The organism is Pseudomonas fjordensis (assembly GCF_976987115.1).
This window is the reverse complement of the sequence record NZ_OZ336860.1, coordinates 6,214,390-6,232,163: the sequence shown is the minus strand read 5'-3', so window position 1 is coordinate 6,232,163 and position 17,774 is coordinate 6,214,390. Positions and strand designations below refer to the sequence as shown.

General features: G+C 60.9%; 15 protein-coding genes and 2 pseudogenes. 7 read left to right on the top strand and 10 right to left on the bottom strand.

All coding sequences use genetic code 11. The annotated features are described in order from the left end of the window. The first annotated feature begins 167 nt into the window (after positions 1-167). The 3 genes from ACWHXD_RS28610 (at position 168) to ACWHXD_RS28600 (ending at position 5,314) form a co-directional block, all read left to right on the top strand. Entirely contained in the window at positions 168-1,457 is a 1,290-nt protein-coding gene (locus ACWHXD_RS28610; RefSeq protein WP_003194787.1) for a GGDEF domain-containing protein, read from the top strand. A gap of 90 nt (positions 1,458-1,547) precedes the next feature. Continuing rightward, a complete protein-coding gene (locus tag ACWHXD_RS28605) occupies positions 1,548-3,317 on the top strand; it encodes an acyl-CoA dehydrogenase C-terminal domain-containing protein (RefSeq protein ID WP_138762850.1) in 1,770 nt (589 codons plus the stop codon). Positions 3,318-3,535: 218 nt separating this feature from the next. Further along, complete coding sequence (locus tag ACWHXD_RS28600; protein ID WP_138762849.1) at positions 3,536-5,314, top strand: acyl-CoA dehydrogenase C-terminal domain-containing protein; 1,779 nt, start codon at positions 3,536-3,538, stop codon at positions 5,312-5,314. A gap of 226 nt (positions 5,315-5,540) precedes the next feature. Here the strand turns inward: ACWHXD_RS28600 and ACWHXD_RS28595 are convergent, their stop codons facing one another. Continuing rightward, positions 5,541-6,440, bottom strand: a complete 900-nt coding sequence (locus ACWHXD_RS28595; protein ID WP_098950187.1) for a LysR family transcriptional regulator — start codon at positions 6,438-6,440, stop codon at positions 5,541-5,543. A gap of 209 nt (positions 6,441-6,649) precedes the next feature. Between ACWHXD_RS28595 and ACWHXD_RS28590 the strand changes: the two genes are divergently transcribed. Further along, positions 6,650-7,912 (top strand): aspartate aminotransferase family protein, encoded by a 1,263-nt coding sequence (locus ACWHXD_RS28590; RefSeq protein WP_138762848.1) that lies wholly within the window; start codon positions 6,650-6,652, stop codon positions 7,910-7,912. Between the two features lie 242 nt (positions 7,913-8,154). Then, positions 8,155-8,352, top strand: a pseudogene (locus ACWHXD_RS28585) (helix-turn-helix domain-containing protein); the annotation flags it as partial. Between the two features lie 61 nt (positions 8,353-8,413). Here ACWHXD_RS28585 and istB read toward each other — a convergent pair. Continuing rightward, complete coding sequence (istB, locus tag ACWHXD_RS28580) at positions 8,414-9,154, bottom strand: IS21-like element helper ATPase IstB (RefSeq protein WP_064491510.1); 741 nt, start codon at positions 9,152-9,154, stop codon at positions 8,414-8,416. Further along, complete coding sequence (gene istA, locus ACWHXD_RS28575) at positions 9,151-10,671, bottom strand: IS21 family transposase (RefSeq protein WP_081273177.1); 1,521 nt, start codon at positions 10,669-10,671, stop codon at positions 9,151-9,153. The genes istB and istA overlap by 4 nt, the downstream gene beginning before the upstream one ends. Before the next feature lie 134 nt (positions 10,672-10,805). On the opposite strand from istA, the pseudogene ACWHXD_RS28570 reads away from it, so the two are divergent. Together ACWHXD_RS28570 and ACWHXD_RS28565 are read left to right on the top strand one after the other, a co-directional pair. Then, a pseudogene (locus ACWHXD_RS28570) lies at positions 10,806-10,928 on the top strand (helix-turn-helix domain-containing protein); the annotation flags it as partial. 93 nt (positions 10,929-11,021) lie between these two features. Then, positions 11,022-11,180 carry a YqaE/Pmp3 family membrane protein gene (locus tag ACWHXD_RS28565; protein WP_003194776.1) on the top strand — a complete coding sequence of 53 codons (159 nt, stop codon included), beginning with the start codon at positions 11,022-11,024 and terminating at the stop codon, positions 11,178-11,180. 5 nt (positions 11,181-11,185) lie between these two features. Here the strand turns inward: ACWHXD_RS28565 and pqqE are convergent, their stop codons facing one another. The 7 genes from pqqE to ACWHXD_RS28530 form a co-directional block, all read right to left on the bottom strand. After that, positions 11,186-12,316, bottom strand: a complete 1,131-nt coding sequence (pqqE, locus tag ACWHXD_RS28560) for a pyrroloquinoline quinone biosynthesis protein PqqE (protein ID WP_019817403.1) — start codon at positions 12,314-12,316, stop codon at positions 11,186-11,188. Continuing rightward, the gene (gene pqqD / locus ACWHXD_RS28555) at positions 12,309-12,584 is read right to left on the bottom strand and encodes a pyrroloquinoline quinone biosynthesis peptide chaperone PqqD (RefSeq protein ID WP_003194772.1); all 276 of its coding nucleotides are present in this window, start codon (positions 12,582-12,584) and stop codon (positions 12,309-12,311) included. Before pqqD ends, pqqE begins: the two co-directional genes overlap by 8 nt. Beyond that, a complete protein-coding gene (gene pqqC, locus ACWHXD_RS28550) occupies positions 12,581-13,333 on the bottom strand; it encodes a pyrroloquinoline-quinone synthase PqqC (RefSeq protein WP_003194770.1) in 753 nt (250 codons plus the stop codon). Before pqqC ends, pqqD begins: the two co-directional genes overlap by 4 nt. A gap of 11 nt (positions 13,334-13,344) precedes the next feature. Then, positions 13,345-14,256: a pyrroloquinoline quinone biosynthesis protein PqqB gene (pqqB, locus tag ACWHXD_RS28545; RefSeq protein WP_138762846.1), complete on the bottom strand. Its 912-nt coding sequence runs from the start codon at positions 14,254-14,256 to the stop codon at positions 13,345-13,347. A gap of 71 nt (positions 14,257-14,327) precedes the next feature. After that, positions 14,328-14,402: a pyrroloquinoline quinone precursor peptide PqqA gene (gene pqqA, locus ACWHXD_RS28540; protein WP_003194766.1), complete on the bottom strand. Its 75-nt coding sequence runs from the start codon at positions 14,400-14,402 to the stop codon at positions 14,328-14,330. Between the two features lie 158 nt (positions 14,403-14,560). Next, complete coding sequence (pqqF, locus tag ACWHXD_RS28535; RefSeq protein WP_138762845.1) at positions 14,561-16,930, bottom strand: pyrroloquinoline quinone biosynthesis protein PqqF; 2,370 nt, start codon at positions 16,928-16,930, stop codon at positions 14,561-14,563. 48 nt (positions 16,931-16,978) lie between these two features. Then, entirely contained in the window at positions 16,979-17,773 is a 795-nt protein-coding gene (locus tag ACWHXD_RS28530) for a carbon-nitrogen hydrolase family protein (protein ID WP_138762844.1), read from the bottom strand. Position 17,774: the final 1 nt, after the last annotated feature.

Below are 17,774 nucleotides of genomic sequence, written 5' to 3'. Positions count from 1 at the left end.
GCTCGCTCCTACAGAAGGCGCGCATAAAAAACCGCAGTAAGGCACTCAGGGATTGCAACCCGCTGCCGTTACAGTGATGGCAATGTGATACATGCCCGGTCGGTTGTGCTTAACTGACCGCTTAGAGGCACAGTGCCATTATTTGTTTGCGGGTCGGAGTTTTACCCTTGTCACGCGTGTCCGCTGTACGTTTCAGCCATTTCCTCCCTTCGCTGCTGCTGTTGCTGGCCGGGCTTTCGGCTGCGTACGTCAAGGACCTCAGCGTCTTCTTCACCTCTCTGTTCAACGTGCTGCCCACCCTGGTCCTGCTGCTCGGCGGTGCCTACTGCGCGGTGTATCGACGCCAGCGTGAACTGTTCCTGATGGTCACGGTGTACGTCGCCTATTTCCTGCTGGATACCCAGACCGACTTCTACCGCGACAATGGCCGCGTGCGTGAAGACGCTGCGGTGGTGTTCCACCTGTGTTGCCTGCTGTTGCCCCTGCTGTTCAGCATTTATGCACTGTGGCAGGAAAAAACCCATCTGTTCCGTGACTTCGTCGCCCGCTGCGCGGTGCTGCTGGCGGTGGGCAGTGTGGCGCTGGCCTTGGAGCAGAGTTTTCCCCAGGCCTTGCTGGGCTGGTTGGCGGAGATTCGCTGGCCGATGCTGCACGGCGCGTGGATGAGCCTGATCCAACTCTCGTACCCGATGTTCCTGATTGGTTTCCTCACCCTGGCCGCCCAGTACTGGTACCAGCCGCGCCCGCTGCACGCCGCACAACTGGTGGGGTTGCTGGGGATGTTCTGGATGTTGCCGCAAACGTTCATCTTGCCGTTCACCCTCAACATCATGTGCAGCCAGGTGATGTTGATGATCGCTGCGGGGGTGGCGCACGAGGCGTATCAAATGGCGTTTCGTGATGAGCTCACCGGCTTGCCGGGGCGCCGTGCCCTCAACGAGCGCATGCAGCGGCTGGGGCGTAACTATGTGCTGGCGATGAGCGACGTCGATCACTTCAAGCGTTTCAATGACACCCACGGCCACGACGTGGGTGACCAGGTACTGCGCCTGGTGGCGAGCAAGTTGTCCAAGGTCAACGGCGGCGGGCGGGCCTACCGTTACGGCGGTGAAGAGTTTGCCGTGGTGTTTGCCGGCAAGACTCTGGATGAGTGCATGCCGCACCTGGAGGAGATCCGCGAGATCATCGCCAGCTACGACATCAAGTTGCGCAACCCGGACCGTCCCCAGGACGACCATCAAGGCCGCCAACGCCGTGCGGGCAGCGGTGCATCCAGTGTGTCGGTGACGGTAAGCATCGGCGTGGCCGAGCGCCAGGCCGAGCAACGCAGCCCCGACGAGGTGCTCAAGTCCGCCGACCAGGCGTTGTACGCCGCCAAGGGGGCGGGGCGTAATTGTGTGGTCGCGGCCGGGCAAACCCGCCGTGGCGCGGTGCGCATGCAAAGCGCTGCCGGTTGAGTAATGGCGCTGTATTCAGCAGCGCTACAGTGATTGTCCACGGCCATGGCCGGCAGTAGGTTAACCCTATCTGCTGCCGGAGACATTGCCATGCCTGAGTACAAAGCTCCCCTGCGCGACATGCGCTTTCTGATCGACACCGTATTCGATTTCCACGGCCACTACGCGGCCCTGGGTGCCACGGATGCCAGCCCGGACATGGTCAGTGCGATCCTCGAAGAAGGCGCCAAATTCTGCGAAAACGTACTCGCGCCGCTCAATCGCAGCGGCGATGAAGAGGGCTGCCATTTCGATAATGGCGTGGTAACCACGCCTAAAGGCTTCAAGCAAGCCTTCGCCCAGTATGTGGAAGGCGGCTGGCATGGCGTGGCGGCAGACCCGGCCTACGGTGGCCAGGGCTTGCCCCATTCCCTGGGCCTGGTGCTGAGCGAGATGATCGGCTCCAGCAACACCTCCTGGGGCATGTACCCGGGCCTGACCCACGGCGCGATGTCGGCGATCCACGCCCACGGCACCGACGAACAGAAAGCCACTTACCTGAGCAAACTTACCGCCGGCGAATGGACCGGCACCATGTGCCTGACCGAAGCCCACTGCGGCACCGACCTGGGATTGATCAAGACCCGCGCCGTGCCGCAGGCAGACGGCAGTTATGCGCTCACCGGCAGCAAGATCTTCATCTCGGCCGGCGAGCATGACATGAGCGCCAATATCATCCACTTGGTGCTGGCCAAGCTGCCGGACGCACCGACGGGCACCAAGGGCATCTCATTGTTTATCGTGCCCAAGTTCCATGCCGACTCCGGCGAGCGCAATGCGGTGCACTGCGGCTCCATCGAACACAAGATGGGCATCAAGGCCTCGGCCACCTGCGTGCTGAACTTCGATGGCGCCAAAGGCTATTTGATTGGCGAGGCGAACAAGGGCCTCAACTGCATGTTCACCATGATGAACCACGCACGCCTGGGTACCGGCATGCAGGGTCTGTGCAACGGCGAGGCGAGCTTCCAGGGCGCGATCAAGTACGCCAACGACCGCCTGCAAATGCGTTCGCTCACCGGCGCCAAGTCCCCGGAGAAAGCCGCCGACCCGATCATCGTGCACGCCGATGTCCGTCGCATGTTGCTGACCATGAAAGCCTTCAACGAAGGCAACCGCGCTTTGACCTATTTCACCGCGCAACTGCTCGATACCGCGCATCTGGGCAGCGACGCCGGCCAACGCCAGGAAGCCGAGGACCTGTTGGCCTTCCTCACCCCGATCTGCAAAGCCTTCATGACCGAAACCGGGCTGGAGGTGACCAACCACGGCATGCAGGTATTCGGTGGCCATGGCTATATTCGTGAGTGGGGCATGGAGCAACTGGCCCGTGACGCACGTATCGCCCCGATCTATGAAGGCACCAACGGCATTCAGGCTCTGGACCTGCTCGGACGCAAGGTGCTGGGCAGCCAGGGCAAGTTGCTGCGTGGGTTTACCAAAATTGTGCATAAGTTCTGCGCGGCCAATGCCGAGCATGCGCAGCTCAAGGCCCAGGTGGCGCAACTCAATGAGCTGAACCAGCAATGGGGCGAACTGACCCTGAAGGTCGGCACGGCGGCGATGAAAAACCCTGACGAAGTGGGCGCGGCGGCGATGGATTACCTGATGTACAGCGGTTACATCATCCTCGCCTACCTGTGGTTGCGCATGGCGATCGCGGCGCACGCCCAGGATGACGAAGGGTTTGCCCAGGCGAAGCTTGCGACCTGCGACTTTTATTTCAAGCGCCTGTTGCCGCGTACGGCCATGCACCGCGCTGCGGTGGAGGCAGGGAGCGAATGCCTGATGAGTCTCCCAGCCGACGCTTTCTCCTTGTAGGAGCGAGCTTGCTCGCGAAGAACTTCAACGATTCGCGCACGCCTGGTTTAGCGGGGTGGTCTTGAGTTTTTCGCGAGCAAGCTCGCTCCTACAGTGTGACTTATAAATACTTAATGGTCACGAATGGACCCTATGTGTCTGAAAAGTTGTTCGGGTACACTCGGCGTCTATAAAACCGATCCTATCGAATCACTTTTCACGTTCTCACGAGGTTTGCCATGGCTGATTACAAAGCGCCGTTGCGTGATATGCGCTTCGTCCTCAACGAAGTTTTTGAGGTCGCTAATACTTGGGCCCAGTTACCGGCATTGGCAGACAGCGTTGACGCCGAAACCGTCGAGGCGATCCTGGAGGAGGCCGGCAAAGTCACCGCCAAGTCCATCGCCCCGCTTAGCCGCGGCGGCGATGAGCAAGGCTGCCACTGGGCAGACGGCGCCGTCACGACCCCCGACGGTTTCCCCCAGGCCTACAGCACCTACGCCGAAGGCGGCTGGGTAGGCGTGGGCGGCGACCCGACCTACGGCGGCATGGGCATGCCCAAGGCCGTGTCGGCGCAGGTTGAAGAGATGATCAACTCGTCGAGCCTGGCTTTCGGCCTGTACCCGATGTTGACCTCCGGCGCCTGTGTATCGATCAACACCCACGCCAGCGAAGAGCTCAAGGCCACCTACCTGCCGAAGATGTATTCCGGTGAGTGGGCCGGTTCCATGTGCCTGACGGAGGCCCATGCCGGTACCGACCTGGGGATGATCCGCACCAAGGCCGAGCCTCAGGCGGACGGCTCCTACAAGGTCAGCGGCACCAAGATCTTCATTACCGGTGGCGAGCACGACCTGACCGACAACATCATCCACCTGGTGCTGGCCAAACTCCCGGACGCACCGGCCGGGCCCAAGGGCATCTCGCTGTTCCTGGTACCGAAGTTTTTGGTGAATGCCGATGGCAGCCTGGGCGCGCGTAACCCGGTGAACTGCGGTTCCATTGAACACAAGATGGGCATCCAGGCCTCCGCCACCTGCGTGATGAACTTCGACGAAGCCGTGGGCTACCTGGTTGGTGAGCCCAACCGTGGCTTGGCGGCGATGTTCACCATGATGAACTATGAGCGACTGGGTGTTGGCATTCAGGGCTTGGCATCGGGCGAGCGCTCCTATCAGAACGCGATTGAATATGCCCGCGACCGCCTGCAAAGCCGCTCCCCGCTAGGCGCGCAGGCCAAGGACAAGCCGGCAGACCCGATCATCGTGCATCCGGATGTGCGTCGCATGTTGCTGACCATGAAGGCGGCGAACGAAGGCGGCCGGGCGTTCTCCACCTACGTGGCGACGCAGTTGGACATCGCCAAGTTCAGCGACGATGCGCAGGCCCGCGAGCGTGCCGATAACCTGGTGGCGTTGTTGACCCCGGTTGCCAAGGCGTTCCTCACTGACCTGGGCCTGGAAACCACCGTGCTCGGCCAGCAGGTATTTGGCGGCCACGGTTACATCCGCGAGTGGGGCCAGGAGCAGTTGGTGCGTGATGTGCGCATCACCCAGATCTACGAAGGCACCAACGGCATTCAGGCCTTGGACCTGATGGGCCGCAAGATCGTCGGCAGCGGCGGTGCGTTCTATACCTTGTTCGCCGATGAGATCCGCCAGTTCATCGCCGCATCGGGCCCTGAGTTGGCCGAATTCACTAAGCCGCTAAGTGCGGCTGTGGATAACCTGGATGAGCTGACGGCCTGGGTGCTGGACCGCGCCAAGAGCAACGCCAATGAAATCGGCGCGGCCTCGGTGGAATACCTGCATGCGTTCGGCTACATGGCCTATGCCTATATGTGGGCGCGCATGGCCAAGGCGGCGTTGGGCAAAGAGGGCGAAGAGGATTTCTACGCCAGCAAACTGGGAACTGCACGGTTCTACTTTGCCCGTCTGTTGCCGCGTATCCACTCGTTGAGTGCGTCGGTAAAAGCCGGTAGCGAATCACTGTTCCTGATGGATGAAGCCCTGTTTTAAGGGCGGGGAGGGCGTGTAAGCATTCTCTTACATGACGTGCTGCTAATCGTCCTCTATCGCCACATTGGATCCACGGCTAATCTACTTCACATGGACGTCGCGCAGGAAGCGCAAAGCAACAACACGGACACGTAGGATTCTGCCAGGACGGCGGAGTGAAATGGATGTCAGGGAAACAGTCTGCAAAGCCCCGCTTCGGCGGGGTTTTCTTTTTCCCGCGAAAAAGTCAGGCGCTTGCCGGCGGGGCATTCATCACGTCTTCCAGTAGGGTGCGCAGCAACGCCACCGTCGCCTGCTGGCGTTGCACATCGCGACACACCAACCCGACTTTCAGCGCTACCCTGGGCTCGCTCAAGGGTTTCCACAGCAGCGCCTTGCTGTTGTGTTCGTCCTGGGAGCGCCCGGGCAGCACCGTCGCCAAGCGGGTGTGAGGCAGGCTGTCGAGAATGCCCAGCATGGTATTGAGCTCCGCCTGCACTTGCGGACGCCGCCCGAGGTTAGACAGTTGGCCTTGCCAGATCTGCCGAACCTGAAACTCCTCCCCTAGCAGCAACATCGGTAATTCGGCGGCTTGTTTGAGCGAGACTTTCTTGAACTCGCGCAAGGGATGGTCTTCGGGAATCACCACCTTCAATTCGTCTTCATACAGCAACACGCCGTGCAGGCCCGGTTGGCGGGGTGGCAGGTAGCTGATGCCGATATCGAGTGAGCCGTTGAGCAACCGCCGTTCAATCTCAAGCCCGGTCAGCTCGTAGATTTGCACCACCAAATGGGGCTGGGCTTTGCGCACGCGCTCAAGCATCTGCGGTACCAGGCTGGTGTGCACGGTTTGCAGCACGCCGATGGCCAGGGTGCGCATGGCCTGGCCCTTGAAGTTGCGCAGCGCCTCGACGGCTTGCTGCATGCCATCAATCAGCGGCAATGCATGGTTGTATAGGGTGTGGGCCGCCAGGGTCGGCAACAGGCGCTTGCTGCTGCGTTCGAACAGGCTGACGTCGAGGTTCTGCTCCAGTTGGCGAATCTGTTGCGACAGCGCTGGCTGGGAGATCGACAGACGCTCCGCGGCACGGCCTACGTGGCCTTCCTCATACACCGCGACGAAATAACGCAGTTGCTTGAAATCCATAAGGTTTGCTTATCGAAAAAGCTGGAAAATCGAAATGGCCGCTGGCCCCCGAGGCGCCTAGTCTAGCGCCTATTCGCAGGGCTTACAGGGCTGGATCGGACAATGAACAGCGCTTTTGTTGATGGCGTTTACATAGGCAAGGCAAAAAATCGGAAGGCCTCATTGGCAGGTGGCATCGACCAAGGTCAGGTTGCCAGCGGAGGTGAAGTGTGAACTTGTTCCGTCGCTTCGCGCCGAGTCTGGATGACCTGGTTGTGCATGCCCCGCGTGCAGAGGTTTCCAGCCAGTGCCTGATGCCCACTGTGGCGCGCCCGCCCCAAGTATTTGTGCAGGGGCAGGGCTCCTGGCTTTCGGACGCTGACGACCGCGCCTATCTGGATTTCAGTCAAGGCGGTGGTGCCAACAGCCTGGGCCACAGTCCCCAGGCCGTGCGCGACGCCATTGCCGAACAGATGCACACCGTGATCAACCCCGGCCTGGGCTTGCACAATCGCGCGCAACTGGACCTCGTCGACCGTCTGTGCCACCACACCGGCAGCGATCAGGCCTACTTGCTCAACACGGGTGCCGAAGCCTGTGAAGCGGCGATCAAGCTGGCACGTAAGTGGGGCCAACGGCATCGCGGTGGCGCTTACCACATCATCACCGTGAGCAATGGCTGTCATGGCCGTAGCTTGGGGGCGATGTCGGCGTCGGCTGTGGCCTGCGAAAACCGTTTCGAACCGCAGTTGCCAGGTTTCAGCCAGGTGCCGTTCAACGATCTGCCGGCCCTGCACGCAGCGGTGGATGCGCAGACCGTCGCTATCATGCTGGAGCCGATCCAAAGCGGCGGCGCTGTCATCCCCGCGACAGAGCATTACCTCAAGGGCGTCGAACGCCTGTGTCGTGAGTTGGGGATCCTGCTGATCTTCGACGAAGTGCAAACCGGCGTGGGCCGCTGCGGCAGCTTGCTGGCCGAACAGCAATACGGCGTGCGCGCCGACATCATTGCCCTGGGCAAAGGCCTCGGCGGGGGCGTGCCCCTGGCGGCGCTGCTGGCGCGTGGCACTGCCTGTTGCTTCGAGCCGGGCGAGCTGGACGGTACGCATCATGGCAATGCGCTAATGGCATCTGCGGGTATCGCGGTACTCGACGCTGTATTGGCGAACGGCTTTCTCGAGCATCTGCGCGAATCCGGCTTGTACCTGGCAGAAGGCCTTGCCCGTCTGGCCTACCGTTACGGCCATGGGTCCTTGCGCGGCAACGGGCTGCTTTGGGGCCTGACACTGTCGGACGAATGCGCCGCAGCAGTGGTCAAGGCCGCGCTGCACGAAGGCCTGGTTCTCACCGCCTCACAACCTGACTGCCTGCGCTTTACCCCTGCGCTGAACATCAGCAAAACCCACATCGACGAAATGCTGCTGCGGCTTGCCCGCGCCTTTTCTCGGGTGCGCACCGCTCAAGTGCAATGCCGCAAGGGCATCGCCGTTTGACCCCAGTTTCCTGAACCGTCTCGCGGCATACGCGGCGCCTCCAGCCTGATTCTTTTGGTTGGGGGCGTTTTTTTGTGTGGGTAATTTCTGGTGTGAAAACGTTGATTGAGTCTCTCTGGAAACAGTGGTTTTTTAGCGGGCGTCGGCAAGGACTGCCGATGGGGTACGACGTGCTCGACTTTCAATCTATACCACTGGGTGGTACGTTTTTATGAGACTCAAGGAGTTTGTGGAGATACATCATGACCAAAAAGTATAAAAGCGAGGCGTTTGAGTCCATTCAGGAGTCAGCCAAAGCGCTTCATGCTATCGGAGCCATCAGCAAAACCACTCTACGAGAATATGATGAGGCATGTTTATCCATGCCAGACCAAATCCCTGCCGAACAGATCAAGCAACTACGTGAAAGCAGCCATGTCAGCCAACCTGTATTCGCCCGCTGTCAATGGCCATTAATTTTGACCCACTTTTGGCCAATAGAATTGACCCACTTGCTCACCGCTAACCGCCGGTTTTCTGCTTCAAACGATAGCTCTCACCTCCCAGCATAAAGATGTGTGAATGGTGGATCACGCGGTCGATGATGGGCACGGCCACGTTGTCGTCATGGAAGAACTCGCCCCAGCTGGTGAAGTCCTTGTTGGTGGTCAGGATGACCGAGCGGTACTCGTACAGGTTGTTGATTAACTGGAACAGGTTGTACCGGGCTTGGCGCGTCATCGGCAGGTAGCCCAGCTCATCGATGATCAGCACGTCGTATTTGCTCAGCTGATTAAGGCGCTTCTTCAGCTCGCCCTTCATTTCCGCCAGCTCCAGATCCTCGACCAACGCCAGAGCCGTGCGGAACAGCACCTTGTAGCCCGCCTGAACCGCCTTGTGGCCAATCCCAATGGCCAAGTGGGTCTTGCCCACACCCGGTGGTCCGATGAACACCAGGTTGTCGCGGTTGTCGATAAAGCTGAAGTCCAGCAAGGTGCTGACCTGGCGCTTGGTGATGGTGGTCTGGTGCCGGTAATCGAAGGCCTCCAGATGCTTCTCCGAGGGGAACTGCGCCTGCTTGAGGTTGCGGCTTACGCGGCTACTGGAGCGGGCGTTAAGCTCATGCTCGACCAGTGACTGGGCGAAGCTCAGGTAGGACAGTTCATTGGCTTCGGCTCTGGCCAGCAGGGTGGCCAGCTCACCCGCGGTCGCGCTGAGGCGCAGGCTTCGGTACTGCGCGATAGTGCTGTCGAGCAGGCTCATTGGGTCACCCCGTGGCCAGTCGACTGGCCAATGCGGGCATAAGCGTTCAGGTCGGCGTGACTAACCTGGCTACCGGCCTCTGGCGCATAGTCATGGTCGCCGATGATCCGGCCCCGCGCCTTGGCTTGCTGCCATGCTTCGAGGTAGCGCTTGAGCCCGGTGGCGGTCAGTTCACTGCGCTCGCACAACTCGCCGAGCAACGCCGTATCAACCGGCGCATGGGCCATGAGCAGGTCGCGTGCAGCAACCAGCTGATCCTTGTAGATACGCGGCGAAGTACGCTTGAGCAGTTGGCACAGGGTTGCCCCAAGGGCATCGGGCAGGATCGAGTCGATGCCGCGCTCCAGGTCGGTAATGCGCTGGGCATGGTCTCGGTAATGGTTGTTGTTCTTGATCATCCGGCCCTTGGCCTTGCACAGGTCATGGGTGGCTATGAGTTCACCGCTCTCCAGGTCATGGATCAGCAACTGGTTGTCCTGTGCGCTGACACCGACACGGGCTTGCTGCCAGGCCATGGGTACCGAGTACTTGTTGGCCTGCCATGAGATCAAGCCGGTCTTGTCGACCTTGCGGGTCTCCCTTGTCGGCGCCACGTGCAGCAGGTTCTGCGGGACGAGATAGGGCTTGAGCTGACTACGCTCCAGTGCCTCGAAATGCGCTCTTGGATGCTGCCCCGTCGTGCCGTGCACGCGTGCGTTGGCGACAGTCTCGAGCCAATCATTCAGGTGCTGTCGGACGGCGGCCTCGTCCTGGAAGTGCTCGCCGTAGAAGCAGTCACGCTTGACGTACTTGACCCCGGCCTCCACCTTGCCCTTGCTCTCCGGGTCATAGCCCTCGCAGGCATGGATGCGGTACCCGACGGTAGTCGCATACTGGTGGAAGCGCTGGTTCAGCGTCAGCTCACGGTACTGCTCGTTGATCACCACCATCTTGGTCTGATCGTAGATGCACTCCTCGGTGACGCCGCCGAAGTAGCGGAAGGCCTCGTCGTGCATCTGGATAAACCGTTCGGTATCCAGCGGCCGGAAGTTCAGACCGACATACATCAGCCGTGAACAGGACAGCACAAACACCACAAAATGAACGACACGCTCCAGGCCGCCAATCATGACGCCTCGCAGCTCACCGGGGTCGACCTGACACTGCACGCCAGGCACTGACTCAACGACCGGCTCGTAATAGCGCAACTGGCCACTGGCAACCTGCTGCTTGAGCGCTTGCACATAGCGGCGAATGCTCCGGTCTGACACCGCCAGCTCGGTGGTGCGCTCCCTCAGGCGACGGGCCAGCTTGACTGCGCTCAGGGCTGGAAACTGACCCAACTGATTAATCAGATAATCGCGGTGCTCGTCGAGCACCTTGGTGCGTGAAGGGTCAGCAATGGTAGCGCTGATCTGCATCTCATCCAGGTGGAGATACTTGCGTACGGTGTTCCGGGAAATCCCCAGCTCACGACTGATGGCACGGACCGACAGGCCTCGGCCCTGGTCATACAACCCCTTGATCTTGTGAATCACAACCCACTCCTTCAATGATCTGTCCCCGGCCTGTGCATAAGGCGGGTGACGCTACATGGTCGGTGGCCAATGCCACTATGGGTGGGTCAAAATTGTTGGCCAGAGGTGGGTCAGTTTAATTGGCCATTAACACCCGCTACCTGAACACCAGCGCGTCCACGGTCAAAAAATGGGAGTCGGGAGAGAAACGGCCCAGTGGCATGGCGCTCAAGTTATTGAGCATCGTGCAAAAACATGGCCTGGAGATCCTGGCCTGAGATGGCCCAATGCCAGAATCCACTGAACCCTCACGAACCGCCAAGGTCGATTAGCTACACGGCTCACACGAGCCGATTTTCTGGAGCTGACCCATGGACATTATTCGTATCATCATCGCCATTCTGCTGCCGCCATTGGGTGTGTTCCTGCAAGTAGGCTTCGGCGGTGCCTTCTGGCTGAATATCCTGCTGACCCTGTGCGGTTACTTCCCGGGCATCATCCACGCGGTGTACATCATCGCCAAGCGTTGAGGCCCTCAGCCTTTTGCAATGAGCCTGGAGTTGCGCTCATTGCGAAAGGCAAGTTGCTCGATGGTCTGGGTGGCCTGTTCGGCCTCTTCCCGCGCCTGAAGGATGATGCCGTGCTGCTCGGATTTGCTGCATACCGGGTCGGCGTTGCTGGCGTCACCGGTGAGCATGAAGGCCTGGCAACGGCAGCCGCCGAAGTCTTTTTCTTTTTCGTCGCATGAACGGCACGGCTCGGGCATCCAGTCGTAGCCACGAAAGCGATTGAAGCCAAACGAGTCGTACCAGATGTGCTGCATGCTGTGGTCGCGCACATTGGGAAACTGCACGGGCATCTGCCTTGCGCCGTGACAAGGCAGGGCGGTGCCGTCGGGCGTGACTGTCAGGAAGATGCTGCCCCAGCCATTCATGCAGGCTTTGGGGCGCTCCTCGTAATAATCCGGTGTCACGAAGATCAGCTTGCACGGGTGGCCTTCGGCTTCCAGCTTGGCGCGGTACTCATTAGTGATGCGTTCGGCGCGCACCAACTGCTCGCGGGTGGGCAGCAAGCCCACGCGATTGAGCTGCGCCCAACCGTAGAACTGGCAGGTGGCGAGCTCGACGAAATCCGCTTCCAGCGCAATGCACAGCTCGATGATGCGGTCGATCTTGTCGATATTGTGCCGATGGGTGACGAAGTTCAGCACCATCGGGTAGCCGTGGGCTTTCACCGCTCGGGCCATTTCGAGTTTTTGCGCGAAGGCTTTTTTCGAGCCGGCCAGCAGGTTGTTTACCTGCTCGTCACTGGCCTGGAAGCTGATCTGGATATGGTCCAGGCCGGCTTTCTTGAAGTCGCTGATTTTTTGCTCGGTGAGGCCAATGCCCGAGGTGATCAGGTTGGTGTAGAAACCCAGCTTGCGCGCCTCGCCGATCAGTTCGGCCAGGTCCTGGCGCACCAGCGGCTCACCGCCGGAAAACCCCAGCTGCGCCGCGCCCATTTCACGGGCTTCGCGAAAAACCTTGATCCATTGTTCGGTGCTCAACTCCTTGCCCTGCTCGGCGAAATCCAGCGGGTTGGAGCAATACGGGCACTGCAACGGGCAGCGATAGGTCAGCTCGGCCAGCAGCCACAGCGGCAGGCCGATGGCGGGTTTCTCAGGCAAGAGTGATCCAGTGCTCAGCACGGGCGACCTCCATGAATTGCTCGATGTCGTCACCCAGCTCCGGTACGCCGGGGAACTGCTTGTCCAGCTCGGCAATGATGGCCGCCACGTCGCGCTCGCCGTCGATCAGGCCACCGATCAATGCGGCGCTGTCGTTGAGCTTGATCATGCCTTCGGGGTAGAGCAACACATGGCCTTTTTGCGCTGGCTCGTACTGGTAGCGATAGCCCTGGCGCCAGGTCGGTTTTTTGCTGCGATCAAAGCTCATAGGGTGATCCCTTTATGCCATACCCGCTGCTCGGTCACGCTGTGATAGGGCGGGCGTTTGAGTTCGTAGGCCATGCTCATGGCGTCCAGCATGCTCCACAGGATGTCCAGTTTGAACTGGAGAATTTCCAGCATGCGCTCCTGCCCCTCGCGGGTGGTGTAGTGCTGCAGGGTGATCGCCAAGCCGTGTTCCACATCGCGACGGGCCTGGCCCAGGCGTGTGCGGAAGTACTCGTAACCGGCCGGGTCGATCCACGGGTAATGCTGGGGCCAACTGTCGAGGCGCGACTGGTGGATTTGCGGCGCGAACAGCTCGGTCAGCGAGCTGCTGGCGGCTTCTTGCCAGCTGGCGCGGCGGGCGAAGTTGACATAGGCGTCCACGGCGAAGCGTACGCCGGGCAGCACTAACTCTTGGGAACGCAGTTGGTCGGGGTCCAGGCCCACAGCCTGGCCCAGGCGCAGCCAGGCTTCGATACCACCGTCTTCACCGGGCGCGCCGTCATGGTCGAGCAGGCGCTGGATCCATTCGCGTCGGATTTCACGGTCTGGGCAGTTGGCCAGGATCGCCGCGTCTTTCAGCGGGATATTCACTTGATAGTAAAAGCGATTGGCGACCCAGCCCTGGATCTGCTCACGGCTGGCGCGGCCTTCGTACATCGCCACATGGTAGGGGTGATGGATATGGTAGAAGGCGCCCTTGGCGCGCAGGGCCGCTTCGAACTCAGCCTTGCTCAACGGTGTGTCGGTCATTTCGATCGCTCCTACAATTCAATGCTCATGCCGTCGTAAGCCACTTCGACATTGCGCCGCACCAGCTCCGCTCGCTCGGGAGAGTCTTCATCGAGGATCGGGTTAGTGTTGTTGATGTGGATAAGCACTTTGCGCTGCTTGGGCAGTTGCTCGAGCACTTCAAGCATGCCGCCGGGGCCGTTCTGGGCCAGGTGGCCCATCTCACGCCCGGTGCGGGTGCCGACGCCACGGCGCTGCATCTCATCGTCGTCCCACATCGTGCCGTCGACCAGCAGGCAGTCACTGCCGGCCATGATATCCAACAGCGGCGCGTCGACCTTGCCCAGCCCAGGGGCGTAGAACAATTTGCCGCCGGTGCGCAGGTCTTCGACGATCAGGCCGATGTTGTCACCGGGGTGCGGGTCGAAGCGGTGCGGCGAATAGGGCGGTGCGGCGCTGCGCAACGGCAGCGGGGTGAAGCGCAGGTTGGGGCAGGCCGGGATGGTGAAGCTGGCGTCCAGCTCGATGCGGTTCCAGGCCAGGCCACCGTTCCAGTGGGTCAGCATGGTGAACAACGGGAAACCGGTGCTCAGGTCTTCGTGGACCATGTCGGTGCACCACACCTGATGCGGGCAGCCTTCGCGCAGGCTCAGCAGGCCGGTGGTGTGGTCGATTTGGCTGTCCATCAGGATGATTGCGCTGATGCCGGTATCGCGCCGGGCGCGGCCCGGTTGCATGGGCGCAAAGCCCTGGAGTTGCGCGCGGATATCCGGTGAGGCATTGCAGAGCACCCAGTTCACGCCATCATCGGAGATCGCGATGGACGACTGGGTACGCGCGTGGGCCCGCAGGCTGCCATCGCGAAAACCTGCGCAGTTCACGCAGTTGCAGTTCCACTGCGGGAAGCCACCGCCGGCGGCGGAACCTAGAATCTGGACAAACATGATCGCTCCATCAAGCACAGCTCAAAACAAAAACGCCCCGGGCGAACCGAGGCGTTGTATTACTCAGCCAATCAACGGCTGGCGAAGTACATGGTGACTTCGAAACCAATACGCAGATCAGTGTAAGCAGGTTTGGACCAGGTCATATTCTTACTCCTATCAAGGGATGGGACGTTCACTACCAAGTAATACATATAGTCCACCTCCCATTGGAGATGTTCAGATATTGCTGCGCAATGTTACGCAATTTTATTCGAGTTAGCGCTGTCTCGGTGGAGAAAGCCTGTTGCAGGGTTGGCAATGATCACGGCGCTGCTTGCCAGTCGTCGTTGATACGCGGCCCGTTGGCCACGCAACGCCAGCCGCCTGCAGCGTCATTGAGTTGCTGCGCGGCGTGCTGCACATCTTCGCGCGTGCATTGTTGAATCAACGCTTGAAGCTGATCCAGATAACCCGACGAATGACCTGCCAGATGCGCATGCCAGAGCAACTCGGCAGCTTCGTTGATGGGCAGCGTCTGGGCCGAGAACTGCTGCGCGAGGGCCTGGTTACCCAAGTCGGGGCAGCGCGCGATCAACGACGGCAGTTGCCCGAGGAAGGCCTGCAACTGTTCGACGATGCCGTCCAGGGAAGTGCTGGGCGATTGCACCCCAAACAGCAGGCCGGTTTGGCCGTTGATCTGTCGGATGCCGCTGAACACGGCGTAGCCGATTTGCAGTTCGACTCTCAGGCGCTGGTAGAACGGCCCCTGGAGCACATGCGCGAGCAAGCGCCAGTTGGCTTCATCGGCGAGAGATTGCGTCGGTGCTGGGCAAAATAGCAGTAGCGCCGCCTCGCTGGATTCGGTGTGGACTGCGTGCCAGCGCTTTTGTCCGTCAAGGGGCTGAGGTGTGAAAGGCATAGTTGCCGGTTGCCCCGGCAGCCGGGCCGCTGCGGCTTTGATTGCGGCTTCACAGGCGGCGGGCAGACCTGCGCCCATCCCCTGCCAACGCGCAGTGGCCCAGGACGCTGTCGTCCCCTGAGGCACGGGTTGAACACCGGCACAGCAAGCAGGCAACGCCTTGAGCAGTTCCCGGATGGCCATCGTCGGCGCGGGCGCAGGCGACGGTTCATCCGAGCCAATCAGGCACCGCGCCAACACTTCGAGCACCGCCGGCATGGGCTCATGAAGGCCGTGCATCTTCACCTGCCAGTCAGTGGCGATCGTTTCGCAAGACAACTCGACGCCCGCCTGCCGTGCCTGTTCGCACAGCGGCCGCAACAGGCTTTCCAGCCCTGTGGGTACCGCCGAGTCAAACCGCCAGTGCAGGTACAGCGCGCCTTCGCCAGTGTCCTCCGCCAACGCCTGGCTGAAGGTCAGCGCTGACAGCTCCCGTCGGCCCCGTGAGCGATCCTGGGCAAAGGTACGCAAGCCACGATGGGCGCTGGTTTGGCCGCGAATCAGGCCGGCGCGTTCGTCCTTGGCGGGTGCACGGAGAAAGGGATTGTTAGGCGGCAGTTGCCAAGGGTGGAGGGAGGCAGGCAGATGCAGTGATTCGAGCATGGCCTTGAGGGCTGCGGCGCCTTGTTCCGAGAGGTCTTGGGCATCGTTGCGCGCCAAGGCCAGGGCGCCTTGGACCTGTTGCTGGCGAGCATTGAGCAAGGCGAATTCTTCGCGTAACGCTGTCCAGTCGCTGTGTGCGAAGAAACTCAGCCAGTCGTGCAGCAACGCTTCGATCTGTGTGGCCGGTTCGCATTCGCTGCCGAGGGTGAAGTCGATATCCAGCACGGCTTGATCGGCGAATTGGTACAGCACGCACGCCTGCAGCGCGGTGGCCAGTCGTCGAGCTTGCAGTTCGGCGAGCAACCCACCGGGCGTCGAGGCGTTGAGCCAGGTGCAGAGAAACGCCAGCGCTTCCCGTGGTGTATCACAGGTAATGACTTGATGCAGGTGGCGATCGGCAGCGTGTTGAAAGCAGCGTGCCGAGCCTTGCATCAAGGCCGGTGGAGCGGCCTGCGGGTGCAATGGCCCGGGCGTCAGTTGGTCACTGAACTGCTGGGCCAAGGCTTGCAGGTCGGTCAGCGATTGTGGGCCGGCGAGGCTCAAGGTCATCTGCCCGCTTTGATAAAAGTGTGCGTGGAACCCGCGCAAGGCTTGCTGAAAGGCCTCGCTTTCCACCGGCAGGCTGTCGCGGTTGCCGGCATGAAAACCGCGCAACGGATGATCCGCCGCCAAGCCTTGCAGCAGCGCCACTTGTTGTTGGGCCTTGGCATCCTGGGACCAGGCTACAAACTCCGCGTCGAGCACTTCGCGCTCACGCTGTTGATCATCGAGGGCCAGGCGTGGGTGAGTCAGCATATCCGCCAACCGCATCAGCCCGTCTGCAAACACCGGCACCGGCAGTTCAAAGAAGAACTCGGTGGTGCGCTCGCGGGTGCTGGCGTTGATCTGCCCACCGTGGCGTTGCACGTAGGTCATCAGCCCTTCGCCGGCTGGAAAACGCTCGGTACCGAGAAACAATAAGTGCTCAAGAAAATGCGCCAGCCCAGGCCAGGCCAGTGGCACGTCATGGCTGCCGGCAGCCACTTGTAAAACGGCGGCGCAGCGCTTCAAGCGTGGCGCATGGCGCAGGCAAACCCGCAGGCCATTGGCGAGGGTCAGGTGAACGGGATGAGGGTGAACCGGCGCAGGCATGGGCACTTCCGAGGCGTGGGAAGTGCCTATGCTAGCAAACCCAATGGGTCAGGGCTTGTGCAGTGCGCCGTAGAGTTCGGCGCGACGGTCTTGCAGGTAGTGGTTGGCGGCTCGGGCGTCGAAGATCGATTGGCGCTCCAGAGTGCCGACGATCAAGGCTTCATCCAGGCCGGCCTGGGCAACTCGCTGGCCGTCCGGCGCGGCAATGCTGCTTTGCCCGCAGTAGTGAATCTCGTCTTCGTGCCCGCAGTAGTTGGCATAGGCCACGAAACATTGGTTTTCAAAGGCTCGTGCCCGCACGGTGACGTCGGCAACAAAGTCGAACGGCACCATATTGGCGGTGGGCACCAGGATCAGTTCGGCACCGGCCAGGGCCAGGCGGCGGGTGTTTTCCGGAAACTCCAGGTCGTAGCAAATCAGCATGCCCACCTTCCACCCGTTCAATTCCACCACCGGGAAATCATCGGGGCCGGCGCTGAACATCGAGTGATCAAGATCGCCAAACAGGTGGGTCTTACGGTAGTTGCACAGGCGCTTGCCCTGGGCGTCGATCAGCTGCACGGCGTTGTAGATCTGGCCGTCGTCGGCCCGCTCCGGGTAGCCATACAGGATCGCCAGCCCGGCGCCTTGTGCCAGTTCGGCAATCGCCTGCGCCGAAGGCCCGTCCTGTGCCTCGGCCAGTGCGCCAACGGCTTCGGCGCCAATGTTATAGCCGCTGAGGAACATCTCTGGCAGCACCAGCACATCGGCGCCGTGTGCCTCATGGGCCAGCCGGTGCAGGCGCTGCAGGTTAGCGGCCACATCCAGCGGCAGCGGCGGGCATTGGTACAAGGCGACACGCATG